The sequence below is a fragment of the Hyphomicrobium sp. CS1GBMeth3 genome (assembly GCF_900117455.1).
Classification (GTDB): domain Bacteria; phylum Pseudomonadota; class Alphaproteobacteria; order Rhizobiales; family Hyphomicrobiaceae; genus Hyphomicrobium_C.
The window spans coordinates 1670189-1685089 of record NZ_FPHO01000003.1 but is presented as its reverse complement, the minus strand read 5'-3'; the positions used below and the strand labels follow the sequence as shown (position 1 = coordinate 1685089).

Here is a 14901-nt window from a genome sequence, read left to right as displayed (position 1 = left end):
TTACTAACGATGCTCGCGCCACATTTTCCCCAGCAATCGCAGCATCGACATCTGGCATAAGACCTGCTTGATCTCAGGCGGTCTCTTCCAGCCGCGCAGATCCCACTGATCGGCCAGGCGCTCAATCAGCGGAGCCGGCATGAACGCCGATGCGCAGAACGACCCACTGGTTGAGCGGGTCGCCAGCCTCAACATCTGGTCTGGCCGCGTCGACCCTGAGCCGCTGCTCGGCGGCATCACGAACAAGAACTTTCTGGTGCACGACCAAGGCAGACGCTACGTCGTACGCACGGGCGGCGACATTCCGGTCCACGGCATCGTGCGCTCCAGCGAGCTTGCGGCTACGCGCGCCGCGCATGCGGCCGGGATCAGTCCGGCGGTGATTCACGCCGAGCCGGGCCTCCTCGTCATCGATTTCATCCAGGGACGGACTTTCTCACCGGAGGACGTGCGCGACCCCGGCAACCTTGAGCGCTTGGTTTCGCTCATCCGTCGCTGCCATCGCGACGTGGCGCTGCATCTACGCGGGCCAGCGCCGATGTTCTGGCCGTTCCATGTCGTCCGCGACTACGGCCATACGCTTTGCGACGGCGGAAGCCGCCATGTTCCAACGCTTGCGGATCTGCTAGCGCGCGCCGAGCGCCTCGAAGCGGCCGTGGGACCAATCGATGTCGTGTTCGGGCACAACGACCTGTTGGCCGCAAACATACTCGACGACGGCCGCAAGCTGTGGCTACTCGACTGGGAGTATGCCGGGTTCAATTCACCGCTGTTCGACCTCGGCGGACTGGCATCCAACAGCGAGATGCCGCCCGACCTTGCCGAGGCGCTGATCTCGTCCTACTTCGGCCGCCCGGTGGACGACGATCTTCGCCGGCGCGCCGCCGCCATGACGGCAGCCTCCCTCTTGCGCGAGACCCTGTGGGCCATGGTGTCGGAGCTGCATTCCACCGTCGATTTCGATTACGCCGCCTACACGGCCGAAAACCTCGCCCGCTTCGAGGCGGCCTACACGAGCTTCAAGACCATGGAGACCCAATGAGCGACCTCACGACCTCGGCCAAGATTGTCATTATTGGCGGAGGCATCGTCGGATGCTCAACCGCGTACCATCTGGCCAAGATGGGACTCACAGACGTGATCCTGCTTGAGCGCGGCGCGCTCACCTCCGGCTCGACGTGGCACGCGGCGGGCCTCGTTGGCCAACTGCGATCGAGCGCCAACATCACGCAACTGCTCGGCTACTCCGTCGCGCTTTACGACCGACTTGAAGCGGAGACCGGGCTTGCGACAGGCTGGAAGCGCAACGGCGGCTTGCGGCTTGCCTGCAACGCCGAGCGGTGGACCGAGGTCAAACGGCAGGCGACGACGGCCAAGTCGTTCGGGCTCGACATGCACCTCCTCTCGCCCAAGGAGGCGCAGGAGTTGTGGCCGCTGATGCAGGTCGACGATGTCGTCGGCGCGGCGTTCCTGCCGACGGACGGACAGGCCTCGCCATCGGACATCACGATGTCGCTCACCAAGGGCGCGCGCCAGGGTGGCGTCACGATCCAGGAGAACGTGACAGTCACCGGCATCGAGACCGAGGATGGGCGTGTGCAGGCGGTCGTGACCGATAAGGGGCGCGTCGCCTGCGAGAAGCTCGTCATCTGCGCCGGGCAGTGGTCGCGCCAGATCGGCAAGCTGGCCGGCATCAATATTCCGCTCGTCTCGATGCAGCATCAGTACCTGATCACGGAGAAGATCGAGGGGGTGACGTCGAGCCTGCCGACGCTGCGCGATCCGGACCGGCTCACATATTGGAAGGAGGAGGTCGGCGGGCTCGTCATGGGCGGCTACGAGCCGAACCCGATGCCGTGGGCGGAGACGAAGGCCAGCGAGCCGTTCGCGTTCCAGCTTCTCGAGAACGACCTCGAGCACTTCGAGCCGCTGCTCGAGCTTGCCGCGGGGCGCGTGCCGGCCATGGAGACGACAGGGATCCGCCAGTTCATCAACGGGCCGGAGAGCTTCACGCCCGACGGCAACTTCATCCTCGGCGAGGCGCCGGAGGCGCGAAACATCTTCGTCGGCGCTGGCTTCAACGCGTTCGGCATCGCAGCCGGCGGCGGCGCGGGTATGGCGCTCGCCGAGTGGGTAGCGAAAGGTGAGCCACCTTACGACCTCTGGCCGGTCGACATCCGCCGCTTCGGGCGCAACCACCTCGACACGAACTGGGTGCGCACGCGCACCATGGAAGCCTACGCCAAGCACTACACGATGGCATGGCCGCACGAGGAGCATCACTCGGGCCGTCCGCTTCGGCGCTCGCCTTTGTACGACCGGCTCACGGCGCAGGGCGCGGTGTTCGGTGAAAAGCTCGGATGGGAGCGCCCCAACTGGTTCGCGGAGGCAACGGCCGGCGAGGAGCCGCACGACGTCTACTCCTTCGGGCGCCAGAACTGGTTCGGTGCGGTCGGCCGCGAGCACCAAGCCGCGCGCGAGCGCGTCGCCGTATTCGATCAGACCTCATTCGCAAAGTTCCAGCTCCTGGGGCGAGACGCCGAGCAAGCGCTGTCTTGGATCGCGGCCAACGACGTTGCCAAGGCGCCCGGACATCTAATCTACACGCAGATGCTCAACGGCAAGGGCGGCATCGAGTGCGATCTGACCGTCGGCCGGCTCGCGGACGATGCCTACTACATCGTCACCGGTACGGGGTTTGCGACGCACGACTTCGACTGGATCCGCCGCTCCATCCCAGCGGGGCTGGACGCGCGACTTGTGGACGTGACCTCGGCCTATGGCGTGCTCTCGGTGATGGGCCCGCGCTCGCGCGACGTGCTGCAGGCGCTGACCAGCGAGGATCTTTCGAACACGGGCTTTCCGTTCTCGCGCATCCGGCAGATCACGCTCGCGGGTGCGCCGCTGCTGGCACTGCGCGTCACCTACGTCGGCGAGTTAGGCTGGGAGCTGCACATCCCTGTCGAGTTCATGGCCTCCGTCTACGACGCGATCATGGCTGAGGGCGCCAAGCACGGCATCGCCAACGCCGGCTACCGCGCGATCGAGTCGCTCAGGCTCGAGAAGGGTTACCGCGCCTGGGGCTCGGAGATCAGTCCCGATCATTCACCGCTCGTTGCCGGGCTCGGCTGGGCCGTCAAGCTCAAGTCGAACACGCCGTTCCAAGGCCGCGACGCGCTTGAGATGCAGTCCGCGAAGCCTTTGCCGCGCAGGCTCGCCTGCTTCACCGCCGATCCGGCCGTCGTTTTGCTCGGACGTGAGACGATTTATCGGAACGGCGAGCGTGTCGGATGGCTCGCGAGCGGCGGCTTCGGCCACACGGTGGGCCGCTCCATCGGTTACGGATACGTGCGCCGGTCGGGGGAGGGCGTCGACGACGCGTTCGTGCTATCCGGCAGCTACGAGCTCGAGGTGGCGACCGAACGCGTGCCGGCGACCGTCACGCTCGACGCACTTTACGATCCTGCCAATACTCGGATTCGCAGCTGAGGTGCGGTCCAGACGCGCTTGTGCCCGCGCTCGAAGGGCGACGGGCCGCACGTCGGTCAGCCCACGCACATAAAGCCGCAACTGTCACATTCTGGACTTATCGCGTAGACATTATGCCGTGTCGGTGTATTGTCCTCCGCGTCAGTGCGGATCAAGCCTCAGGGACAAGTAAGTCGTTACGTCGTGAGCGCGGCGATTTGCTTCGTTTGGGCAGGCGCACACCATCATCACCGGCTTCACGTATTAATTCTGACGCCTTAGGGGGCCAACTGCCGAGCAATGCTCGAGACACTTGATCCACTCGCGTTGTCTTTTGCCGGCGGCCTGCTTCTGGCTTCCGGCATCATCATGCTGCGCAAACGCTGGCTAGCACGCCGCAACGGCGGCGTCGGCTGGCTGATCGGCGGATGGCTGGCTGTATTCGTAGGCTTTGTTGTGCTCGGCCAGGCCTGGGGCGCGGAACTCGGCACGACGTATGCGCTCGGTGGGCTTTCACTCGCGGCCTACGCTTTGATCGCAGCCACGTTCGAACGGCGCGAGAGCCGGCGCCGCGAGGCGCGGGAAGCGGCCTACGATCCGGAAGAGCGGCCGACCAATTGGCCGCGCGGCGTTGCCAAGGCGCTGCTGGCCATCGTGCTCGCTGGCGTCGCCTCGATCGGGCTCGACGTTGCGGTCGCCGTCGCGCTGCCGCTGCCGCCGCAGGACCGCGCGGTCCTCGGTGGCCTTCTCGTTCCGATCCTGTGGGGTGGCGGCATGGCCTGGACGTTGAGCGATCCGCGCCTCGTGCGGGCGACACTGATCCTGATCGCCGTCTCCGCGCTCGGCTACGGCATCGCTTTCCTGCCGAAGGGACTTTCATGATGCAGGAAGCTGTTCAGCCGAAAACCCGCAAGAAGCCGTTCCTGCCACCGGAATTCGTGCGCGCCATGCTGGCCGGGCATTCGGCGCTCGGCATCGCGTTCGCGGCGTTGATCTACATCGTGTGTCTCAGCGGGACGCTCGCTGTGTTCGTCAACGAGTTCGACCGTTGGGAGCAACCGAACGCGCCCTTCGTTACCAGCAGCGTAACGGCTGACGTCGCGGTGCGCGCGCTCGACGAAGGATACCGCAGGGCGGTCGCTGCGAACGCGGCGCACGATATCTTCGTGCGAGGGCCGAGCCCCTCCCGGAGCCGGTTGATCGTGAGCTTCCACGATCATGAGACCGACGTGCATGAGACATGGCTCGGCAATGCCGAGGGCAACTTGCTCGTCGAGCATCATGCGCCCTGGTCGCAGTTCGTTGGCAACCTTCACATGCACCTGCATTTGCCGCGCGCGTGGGGCCTATTCCTGGTGGGCCTCACCGGCGTGGCGCTTCTATCCTCGCTCGTTTCCGGCTTGCTGTCCCATCCGCGACTGTTCAAGGACGCCTTCGCTTTGCGATGGGGTGGATCGCGGCGCCTTCAGGAGGCGGATCTGCACAATCGCTTGGGTGTGTGGGGGCTGCCGTTTCACGTCGCCGTCTCGACCACAGGCGCTCTGCTCGGACTGTCGTCGTTGATCGTCGGCGTGCTGGCGCTTGCCGCATACGAAGGCGACAGAGAGAAGGCCTTCGCCAGCATCCTCGGGCCCATGGCGACGGAAGACGAAACGGCGGCGCCGGTCCCCGATATCGCGGCCATGATCCGGGACGTGCAAACGCGCCAGCCGGATGCCGAGTTCGTCAGCGTGTCCATCCAGCACGTGGGCAAAGCCGGCCAGGTGGTGAATGTCGGGATGCGCACGCCCGGCCATCTCGCCAATTCCAATAGTTACTTTTTCGATGGCTCGGGCAAATCTCTTGGTGATGGTGGACTCGAGACCGGAAGCATCGGCAAGCAAATTCTGGGCGCACTGCAGCCCGTGCATTTCGGATGGTTCGGCGGTTTTCCGGTGAAGATCATCTACGGCATCCTCGGGCTTGCGATCACCATCGTGACGTCGACAGGCATCACAATATGGCTCGCGCGTCGGCGCGACGCCGGCCGCGCGGCGCCGCATTGGGAAAAGGTCTGGGCGGCCGTCGTCTGGGGACAGCCGCTCGCCATTGCGGTCGCCGCACTCGCTGTGCTGGCAGCCGGCGAGCCCGTCGCGCTGCCATCCTATCTGGCTGTCACGCTGCTGACCGTGATCGCTGCGCCCGCAGGGGAGGCGGCAACGTCCGTTGCCCGGCTGCTGCGGCTGTTGACGGGCCTTGTCACGGTTGCCGTCGTGGTGACGCATGGAGCCATGTGGGCGGGACGCATGACTGATCCTGCCGCGCTCTGGGTCAGCGCCAGCATGGCGGTCGGCGCTGTTCTGCTCGTGAGTTCCGCGCGTCCTCGATTTCGTCGGCGAGGTTGATGAGCTTGTTTTCGCCAGCGCCCCTAAGACCATTGCCCGTATGCGGAGATTCCGTGAGACAGCGTCAGGTCTCGATGAGCTGTTCTACGGCGAACTCGGCCGCATCGTCGAAAGGCTTGAGGACGACACTTGCGCCCCTTTTCAACAGATCCTCTGCGTCAGCCATTTTCTGAACCGAAAGAAACACCTTTCCCTTGTAGTTTGCCGCGTCGAGCCCGTGCAGCAGCGCGAGCTGAGGATCTGCCTCGGTCAGGGCGCCCCGCTCCCTCGGAACAGCAGATATCACGGCCTTTACGCCCGACAGGTTGAGGTGAGCGACGAATTCAGGATCCGTTGCGTCACCGAAGGTCGCATCCATGCCCATCCGCCTCCAGTCTGCCAAGGCTTCGGGGTCGAAGTCGATACCGAGAAGCTTGTAGCCTTTCTCTTGAAGTCGATGCCCGATTCGACAGCCGTATCGGCCAAGGCCGAAGATGACGAAGTCATAATTTGAATTCGACTTCAACGTGGCTGCGTCGTCGCTCTCCCTACGGGCGTTTCTGCGCTCAAAAATGCCGAGGTAAGGTTCGCACACCTCGTAAAGCCTGTGGGACCATGTGATCATGTACACCGATACCGCGATCGTCACGAGACCAACCAGGGTCACGAGCCCCATCGCCCCATCGGGGACGTGGCCTATCGCGACGCCCATCGCCATGAAGATCAGGGAAAACTCTGAGATCTGCGCCACCGTCAGACCCGCCAGAAACCCTGTGCGTTTGCGGTAACCCATGTATCCCATGATTGCCATGACGATGAGGGGATTGCCGATCAGAACGAAAATCGAGAGCACGATCGCGGGACCGATCTGGTCGCCAATCGCCGTGAGGCTTAAGGACGATCCGAGATTGATAAAAAAGAACAACAATAGGAAATCGCGGAGGCTCGCCAGGCGCGAGCTGATGGCCTCGCGATACTGCGTCGATGCCAGCGACACCCCCGCGAGCAGGCCCCCGAGCTCTTTCCCGAACCCAAGCATATCCCCCAAAGCAGCAAGGCTCGCTGCCCAGCCCACCGCAAAAATCACCATAAGCTCAGGCGAGCGCGAGATCAGACCAAGCAACGGGTCGGCCAGGTAGCGGATGAACAGCACAATAACAGCGACCATTCCAGCGCCGCCGGCAAAAACCATCGCGACGTCCGCGAATGAGCCGGACTCGTTACCGAGCCCGACGCCGAGCGCTGAAAGGGTGACCATCGCTAAGACGACGAAGATGTCCTGCACGATTAGGAAGCCGAGCGCGATCTTCCCATGCAGGGCGCTGATTTCCTGCTTATCCGATAGAAGCTTGACGATGATAATCGTTGACGAGAACGTCAACGCGACAGCGACGTAGATCGATGTTCGCCATTCGATTCCCAGCGCTAGACATATCAAGAAACCGAAGAATGCCGTGAAGGTGACCTGGCCAAGCCCTGTCGCCACTGCCACCTTGCCCAGGCTTCGAACCAAACCAACGTCGAGCTTGAGGCCAACCAAAAAAAGCAGGACGGCGATGGAAATCTTGCTCAGTGTTTCGATGAAATCGGTTGAGCTCACCAGCCCAAGGGCATCAGGCCCGGCAAGCACACCGACAGCAATGAAGGCAACCACCAATGGTTGCCGTGCGAGCAATCCGACAAATCCCACCGTGGAAGCAAGCAGAATCAGGATTGCGATTTCGTAGAATACGGAAGCAAACGTCGTGTCCATGCCGCTCTATCCAAGCCTCTCTGCGCGGCACGATTTCTCCCAAAAAGTGGAAGACATCCGAGCGCCTGCCGACTTCGACGGGGAGGCGTAGACCTGCGTTCCTGGATGGCCTCCAGGTTCTGGTCCCGGATACGTCAACCGATCATGTCCCATCGTCACCCCCAACGCCAACGCTCGCGTAATGTCCGCGCGTCGGCAAGTCCGCTTGCTCGGATGGATATAAGTATCGCAGTCGGAAGCGCGATTCTCGGGGCTGGTGCGGCAGGGGGCCAACAAGAATGCGTCGCAGGTAAAATGAGTGCAGCGCCTCGCCGCTGGCCCGGGATACGACTGCTGAGTTTGACGACGCTCGCCGGCTTGAACGCTGGCCGTTAAGTCATTGATTTTATTGGTATCGCCTCCCCGGTGCAGCCAATACCGCCTTCGTGATGAAATTCCATTCATTCTAGTTGCCTGAAGCGCGGGTTTCCCGATCGCTCAATCCGATACTGGCCTTCCATCATAGGAGACTTCGGCCGTGAAGCATCCCGTTGCCATTGTGTTGGCCGTGCCATTTCTGGCGGCGGCCTCCGTTAAGGCCCAAACGATAGATGTTCGTACCATCACCTGCAAAGAGGTCGCTGCGCTGCCCGACGCGACGCTTCGGCTGCTCGCCGTTTGGTTGGACGGCTACCTTGCCGACGATGAGAGCCCCGAGGATGCAAAGGTCGATCTTGCTGCGGCGCAGGAGGACGCCGAGGACATCCAAGCGCATTGCGAGCAGAATCCCGCCATGGGCCTGCTGCAGGCGGCGGAAGCATTGGAAGACGACTAAGCGTCAGCGCGCTCGGTAACCGCTTCTCCCATCGCAGCAGCCCGACTGAGCCTCAATTGGCTCGACGGGGCTGCCCTCGTAGGTGGCCGTGGACAGGCTCACCTCCTTGAGGACCAGGGACAGCGGCAAGAGTGTCGTGTCGCGTTCGATTTTCGCGCCGCCCATCACCGTAGCGCCAAAGCTCACGGCGCAGCCGTCCCCGATGCGGGTTCGCTTCACTTTTAGCGTCATGTTCTCGAAGCTGTGGAACTGTAGGAAGCCGTCGACCGTGCAGTCATTGCCGAAATCCACCGCGTTCCAGTCAGAGCACTGCATGGGCTGGGTTACGATTGTGCGGCTGCCAATCCGACATCCCATCCAGCGCAGGATGGGGTTCGAGAGGATCGTCCCGGCACTGAAGCCGAGCGGGCCCCGGCACCAGGCGAAGAAGCAGTCCTGGGCGAAAAAATAGGCAAAGTGCTTCCAGGACCAGAAGGGCGTCGCGTCGTCGGCTCCCCATCGGCCGACGAGGGCCGCCTTGATCCCTACGCAGAGCGCGATCAGGCAGGCCTCGGCAACGACAAGAGCAGCGATTGTGCCCGTGATCGGATCGGCGCCCCACCTCAGCCCGCAGACGAAGAGGATGGTGAAGATCAAGCCTTCGGCGATGCCCAGCGTCCCAACGCTGAAGAAGTCGTTGAGCAGGACCCGCGTCAGGAACAGCCGGAAGCCGGGCGGCTTGATGGCCTTGTTCTCCTCTTCGAACGCGGCGCTCGCGAACCTCACCGGCGGGTTGCCGGCCACCGTGATCGGCGCGCCCGGCCGCAACCGCATCTGGCGCCGAAACTCGATGTCACTGGCGGGCGTCGAGACACCCAGCATGAAGTTGTCCGGGAGCTGCCCGTACTCCGCCACGCAGTTGTTGCCGCTGAAGAAGTTCCTCGGCATTTCGAGCTGACGCAGCGTGAAGTGCGTCGCGCTGCAGTCGAGCATGTTCGTGAAGCAGCCGTTGGCCCAGAACACCTGCGTGTCGGCGCTCGCAGCGTCCGGGACGAGGTTGAACATCACGTCGCATTCCGACGCGCCAACCCGCGGAAAGCGCAGACCTGCGAGCGCGCGCAGATACTGGCCGGTGATAGTCCACGTCCATTGCCCCTGTAGGCTGTTCATCCCCTTCATTCGGTACATCAGCAGTGCGGCGTGAAGCCCGTGCACGGGGTAGAGCCCCGGCGCGGCGGCGGTCCAGCGGATGAAGAGACAGGTGAGCACGGACAGCACGACCGCCCCGAGCCAGGCACTGATGAAGGCGTAGAGCGTAAGCTGCCAGGCGATCTCCGGCAGCGGCGTGACCTGGAAATAGGTATCCGACAACCCGGCCTCGCCGGCGGGGATGAATTCCCGCGCGAACCATAGGATTGCCGCCCCGGGAAGAAGGCTGAGCCAGAAGTAGATGAACACCTGCATCAGAACATTGAGCGTCTCGAGCAGCCATATGGGCTGTGCATACTGGCAGACGCGCGCTGTGCGTGTGAGCTCCGTATAGTGGCCGGTGAGGCGCGCGGGCGCGCCCTCCCACATTTCGTGCGCGCCGACGTCGCCGAGGATGGGCGTGAACGGTGTGATCCACGTACCGCGCCCAATCGTCAGGTTCTCGACAACGGCGGCGCGCATTCCGATCTTGCAACCGCTCTCGAAGCGGATGGGGCCGACGTGCACGTTGGATCCCACGAGCCGCGCCGTACGGATGTAGGCCCCGGTCTGGATGGCGACGTCGTCACCAATGGAGAGCAGATCCACCGGTCCGGCCAGATAGGCGTCATGCGCGCATTGCAGATTGCGGCCCACGGTGGCGCCGAGCTGTCGCAGCGCGAAGGCCAGGAGCGGCGCGCTGCGGTACATCGCGCCGAGCGGCAGCAGCACCGCGCTCTCCAACCGGGTGATGCACCAGATGCGGAGATGCATCCGGCTCCACTTGGGATATACGCCCGGCGTGACGTTGTTACTCAAGGCGTCGCCGCCCATAATCCGCTTGATCGCCCTGACCCAAAGCAGGGCGGCGAACGGCAGAAGGAGACCCAGCAGATAGAGTGCGCCGCCGACGGCGATGAATGCCCCAAGGCTGGCCGTGGCGAAGAACGTCCCGATCTCGATGTAGGCCAAGGCGACGAAGAAGCCGACCAACCCCGGGAGGTACAGGAAGAGCGCGAAAAGCACCTGCAGGGTCGTGAAGTATCCAACCGGGAGCACCTCCGCCGCATGCTCGTCGCGCCTCGCCCTACTCTCCGCGGGCCTCGCGGAAACGGTCGGGGCGGTTGCTGCACGATGCGCCTGGCTCGCGCCTCTAGCGACCTTTCGCGGTGTGTTGCAGTCGGTCAGCAGCGCGCGGACCGAGACGTGCCATCCCGCGGCGTGCAGCCTTTGCGCCAAGCGTGCGATGGCGATCGAATGTCCGCCCGACTCGGCAAAGCCGTCGTCCCACCCGAGCGGCGCGTCGATCACGGCGCGGCAGATCGCCAGCACTTCCTCCGAGCCTGGCGGCAGGGCCGCCTCCGCGCGCGGCGGCTCGGTTTCCCGTTGCTCCCCGTCCTGCTTTCGCACCAGCGGCGGTTCGATTTCGGGTGCGGCAGGCTTTGTGAGCGTGGAGAGATTCGGCAGACGCTTCCTGTCGATCTTCCCTGACACCGGGCTCGTAGCGAACTTCTCCACGAGGTAGATGCTCGATGGAACCGACGGCGCCGGAAGTCGCTCAGCGAGGAGCGCCGTTACGCAGGTCGCCCATTCCGCCGGCGCGGGAACGGCTGCCCGGATCTTCCCCGGGAAGAGAGAGGGCGCAGCCACGAACGCAACGAGGGCCTCGTTCTGGTAGTCTAACACCGCGGCCTCGATCTCTCGGAACTCGCTCTGCAGGATATCCTCTACAGCGTGCGCCTCGACGCGGTGGCCGCGCACCTTTAGCTGCGCGTCGAGGCGGCCGAGGAAGTGTACACGCTGGGTGCGAATGTCGATCCTGCACCTGTCACCCGTGCGGTAGAGGCGACCGAACCTAGGGTGAGTGATGAACTTGTGGGCCGTCTGCTCCGGCAGGTTGCGATAGCCGCGCGCGAGGTGGACGCCACCGATGCAAAGCTCGCCGACCTCCCCATGCGGCAGCGGGGTGAGTCCGTCGACCTCGAGGATGACGTAGGTGACGTTGGCGAACGGTGAGCCGATGGTGATCGGCTCGCCCGCCCGTAGGCTCTGGCGGCTCGTGTCGGTGCTGCCTTCCGTCGGACCGTAGGTGTTGATGATCTGGCGCCGGCCGCGTGTCCACGGTTCGACCAGTGCGGCGGGAAAGGCCTCGCCCGCGGGCACGATGTAGCGGCACAGAGGATAGGGAAGATCCACCTCGGGCGTGAGCGTCAGAGCAGTGAGGAGCACCGGCGGGCAAAACAGCACTGTGACCTCGGCCTCGCACAGCACGGGGACCAGTTCCGGACCGGATCGGACCTGACCCTTCGTCAAGAGGACCACTGCACAGCCCGAGACCCAGGCGCTGTACATCTCGGAGATGCTGCCGTCGTAGCCGAGCGACGAGGTGAGCGAGGTCGCGTCGACGCCGGGCACGAAGTCGAAGTAGTCCGCGTAGGTGAGCGCGAGGTTCACGTAGCCGGCGTGCGGGCAGTCTACGCCCTTGGGCAGGCCGGTGGTGCCGCTCGTGTAGAAGATGGTGGCGAGGCGTTGCGCGGGATCGTCCAGCCAAGACGGTGGCCGCCGTTCCGGCAGTTCCTGCGGCAACGCCAACAGGTCGAGCGTGGGCAATGCGCGAAACATTGCCTCGCCGCGTGTCAGTACGACTACCGGGCGGGCGTCGTCGAGCATATGCGCCAACAGGGCGTCGGGTAGCGTCGTATCGAGGACGACCAGCGTGCCTCCGGCCCTGAGCACGCCGAGGTGCGCGGCGACGATCTCGCAGTTGTCTTGCGGCATCGCCACTGCGACCACCTGGTCAGGTCCCGTCAAGAACGGGGATACGGCCGCGGCCACGCGCTCGGCGCGCGCATCGAGCTCGGCGTATGTCAGCGTCTCGCCGGTGTGGGGAATCTGCAGGGCGGGCAGATCAGGGTACCGCACGGCGGAGCGGCTGAAGATCTCCGGGAGCCAGCGCACGCCCTTCTGGTGCGGCACCTTCGCCAAATGGTTGCGGCCGAATACGTCCGTCAAGCTGTAGGGGCATGTGTCGACAAGCTCACGCCACCTGCCCGCCCAGAGATACTGACGCCAAGCCAGAAACACCAAGATGAGGAAGCCCGCCAGGATGGTCGCCGCGAATGCCAAGGTCGTTCCTCACATGCTCGGAACCTTTGGGCACACTCAATCGAAGTAGCGCTCAAGGGTGCCCCTGCGGCGGACGTCCAGAGTGATGCAATGTGGGCCGCCGCCCAGCAGCTTTGAGTGGCGTAGTTGCAGGGGTATCACGTCAAGACCGTGCTTCTCCAGGAGCTTGATCAGCGACGGCTGGTTGCGGTCGACCACGACCAAGCTCGGATTGATGCTGAGGGCGTTCATGTCGATCCAGTCGCTGCCGATGCTCATCGAGATGTACTCGGCATCGTGCCTGTCCGTGTTCTCCATCGGTGGACTGTAGATGACCTCCCACTGCCTCAGGATCGGCGGCAGCGTGTCGTCGTTGAGACGCCCGGGATTGCAGAGCACGAGGCCGGGCCGCAGGGCGACGATCGTCGAATCGATGTGGCTCCCAAAGTAGACATCCTTGAGGAAGTGGACGCGATACCTGTCCCCCAGGCACGCCTGTAGCCAGCGGCCGCCGAGCTCGTTGCCGGTAGCGCTGACGAGGTAGATCAGGTCCTCGCCGAAACGCAGCACGTTTGCAGCGTCGAAGGCCGGCTCGTGGTTGTGCGGCGTGGGCTTCTCGAGATCGACGCCCTCGAAGAGAGAGTCGAGCAGCATCGGCTTCGGCGCGCTGTACCATCTCGCACCCGACCTCATGTACTCGAGCAACAGGGTTCGATAACTGCACGTCTCCTGGGCGCGGCTGCGGATGACATTGGGGGTCTCGATGATCTGGTCGCCGATCACCAGAATGAGGTCCCGGGGGCAATAATTGTAGTAGCCCTGTGCCTTCCATTTGATGGTGGAGAAGCTGGCGTCGTGCGGCCAGGTGTCCGGCCGTTGCACAGTGACGCCGGCCTTCTCCAGGATGTGGACGAACGCGTCCAGATCCTCCTCCGTCTCCTCGATGATCCGCTGCGGGAACTGCCCACGCGGAATCTCAGCAAGGGGCCGGTCGGGGAACTCCGCCACTTGCGTACTTTGGTCCGGCGTCGGATAGCGCGCATTCAGCACATTGCCGACGATGACCTCCTCCAGCGGGTCCCACTCGTTGCAGCTCCAGACCCGCGGCGCCGGGTCGACGTCCCTCCCTGATGAGGCAGCGCGGGACTCCGTCCGGCTCAACACGTCGCTAGAAACGTTCTGATCGCTAACCTGCATCCTTGCCTCACCATCGGACCGAGTTGCTGAAGAAGTCAGAAAGCGCGAGCGTTGCGTTGGACGATATGGCCGCCTGAAGCACGAAGTCGCTGACCGCGAGGTCGAGCACGCCGAGGCCGAACGGCGAGAAGATGCGCGGCCGTTCGAAGTCCGACTTAAGCCTCTGATCGAGAATATCAACCAAAGTGCCTGCTACGAAGTCCCTATGTCCCGTCGCCTGTTCTGCCAGATGGAGGGACGTGTTGGCCTTCAGGCAGTGATCGATATCATCGACGATGTTCTGCGCGGCGAGGATCACATCCACGGAGAGGTCACGCAGCGAGAGGTGCAGAACGGTCGGCGCGTGCGCGAGCAGTGTCTCGTCGGCGAGATGGGGCTCGAGCGCCGTGGTGGTGAAGAGGATTAATGAGGCACCCCGCAGGGCGCCTTCCAGATTAGTATGGACCTCCGCCGCTAGACCCTTCTCGTCGCGAATCCAGGCCTTGAACCGCGCGGCCTCATTCCGGTCTATGTCATAGAGGCGGACGCTTCGGAACTTCCAACCTCGAAAGAGCAGCCACTCGGCGGTGGCGCGGGCGATCACGCCGGTGCCGATGACGGCGAGCTCTCCCTCAAAAGGCGTCGGAGACAGATGCTCCGCTGCAAGGGCCGCGGAGGCGGCGGTGCGCGTCGCGCTGATGAGCGACGCCTCGATACAGCCAATGGGATAGCCCGTCGCGGCGTCGTTGATGATCTGAACAGCCGAGGCCCGGGCCAGGTTCCCGGCCCGGTTGGCCGGAAAGCTCGAGATCCATTTGATGCCGCTTTTTTGAACCGCCCCGCCGAGATGGGCCGGGAGCCCAATAATGCGCGCGCTCGGGCTGTCCGGAAACCGAAGAAAGGAGCTGTCGGGGTTTACGGACCTTCCGGCGGCATGGAGACGGTACGCGGTCTCGACGGCGGCGAAAACTCCGCTCCGATTGCCTTCGATTGCGCTTTTTACTGCCGAGCCTGGAACGACGTGGAATGTCGGAGCCGTAGCCACGTAGTGTTCC

Annotated in this window: 9 protein-coding genes; 5 read left to right on the top strand and 4 right to left on the bottom strand. The window is 63.9% G+C overall.

Going from position 1 to position 14901, the window contains the following annotated elements; genetic code table 11:
* Positions 1–139: 139 nt before the first annotated feature.
* From CS1GBM3_RS15220 to CS1GBM3_RS15205, 4 genes are all read left to right on the top strand, one after another.
* Positions 140–1042: a phosphotransferase gene (locus CS1GBM3_RS15220; protein WP_072396310.1), complete on the top strand. Its 903-nt coding sequence runs from the start codon at positions 140–142 to the stop codon at positions 1040–1042.
* Positions 1039–3489, top strand: a complete 2451-nt coding sequence (locus CS1GBM3_RS15215) for a GcvT family protein (RefSeq protein ID WP_072396309.1) — start codon at positions 1039–1041, stop codon at positions 3487–3489. The genes CS1GBM3_RS15220 and CS1GBM3_RS15215 overlap by 4 nt, the downstream gene beginning before the upstream one ends.
* Positions 3490–3768: 279 nt before the next feature.
* Positions 3769–4350: a hypothetical protein gene (locus tag CS1GBM3_RS15210; RefSeq protein ID WP_072396308.1), complete on the top strand. Its 582-nt coding sequence runs from the start codon at positions 3769–3771 to the stop codon at positions 4348–4350.
* Positions 4347–5852, top strand: coding sequence for a PepSY-associated TM helix domain-containing protein (locus CS1GBM3_RS15205; protein WP_072396306.1), 1506 nt, complete (start codon positions 4347–4349; stop codon positions 5850–5852). The genes CS1GBM3_RS15210 and CS1GBM3_RS15205 overlap by 4 nt, the downstream gene beginning before the upstream one ends.
* 64 nt (positions 5853–5916) lie before the next feature.
* Here CS1GBM3_RS15205 and CS1GBM3_RS15200 read toward each other — a convergent pair whose 3' ends face one another.
* Positions 5917–7584, bottom strand: coding sequence for a cation:proton antiporter (locus CS1GBM3_RS15200; protein ID WP_072396304.1), 1668 nt, complete (start codon positions 7582–7584; stop codon positions 5917–5919).
* A 517-nt stretch (positions 7585–8101) separates the two neighbouring features.
* On the opposite strand from CS1GBM3_RS15200, the gene CS1GBM3_RS15195 reads away from it, so the two are divergent.
* A complete protein-coding gene (locus CS1GBM3_RS15195) occupies positions 8102–8398 on the top strand; it encodes an HdeA/HdeB family chaperone (protein WP_072396303.1) in 297 nt (98 codons plus the stop codon).
* 3 nt (positions 8399–8401) lie between these two features.
* On the opposite strand, the gene CS1GBM3_RS15190 is transcribed toward CS1GBM3_RS15195, so the two are convergent.
* The 3 genes from CS1GBM3_RS15190 to sbnB are packed head-to-tail and all read right to left on the bottom strand — an operon-like array spanning position 8402 to position 14891.
* On the bottom strand, positions 8402–12691 hold the full coding sequence (locus CS1GBM3_RS15190; RefSeq protein ID WP_072396301.1) for a non-ribosomal peptide synthetase: 4290 nt from the start codon (positions 12689–12691) through the stop codon (positions 8402–8404).
* A 36-nt stretch (positions 12692–12727) separates the two neighbouring features.
* Entirely contained in the window at positions 12728–13867 is a 1140-nt protein-coding gene (locus CS1GBM3_RS15185) for an amidinotransferase (RefSeq protein WP_210186219.1), read from the bottom strand.
* Between the two features lie 7 nt (positions 13868–13874).
* A complete protein-coding gene (gene sbnB, locus CS1GBM3_RS15180; RefSeq protein ID WP_072396300.1) occupies positions 13875–14891 on the bottom strand; it encodes a 2,3-diaminopropionate biosynthesis protein SbnB in 1017 nt (338 codons plus the stop codon).
* Positions 14892–14901: the final 10 nt, after the last annotated feature.

Excerpts from the sequence above, each read along its gene's own strand:
- CS1GBM3_RS15220 (WP_072396310.1), top strand. The coding sequence starts at position 140 with ATGAACGCCGATGCGCAGAACGACCCACTGGTTGAGCGGGTCGCCAGC.
- CS1GBM3_RS15215 (WP_072396309.1), top strand. The coding sequence starts at position 1,039 with ATGAGCGACCTCACGACCTCGGCCAAGATTGTCATTATTGGCGGAGGC.
- CS1GBM3_RS15210 (WP_072396308.1), top strand. The coding sequence starts at position 3,769 with ATGCTCGAGACACTTGATCCACTCGCGTTGTCTTTTGCCGGCGGCCTG.
- CS1GBM3_RS15205 (WP_072396306.1), top strand. The coding sequence starts at position 4,347 with ATGATGCAGGAAGCTGTTCAGCCGAAAACCCGCAAGAAGCCGTTCCTG.
- CS1GBM3_RS15200 (WP_072396304.1), bottom strand. The coding sequence starts at position 7,584 with ATGGACACGACGTTTGCTTCCGTATTCTACGAAATCGCAATCCTGATT.
- CS1GBM3_RS15185 (WP_210186219.1), bottom strand. The coding sequence starts at position 13,867 with ATGCAGGTTAGCGATCAGAACGTTTCTAGCGACGTGTTGAGCCGGACG.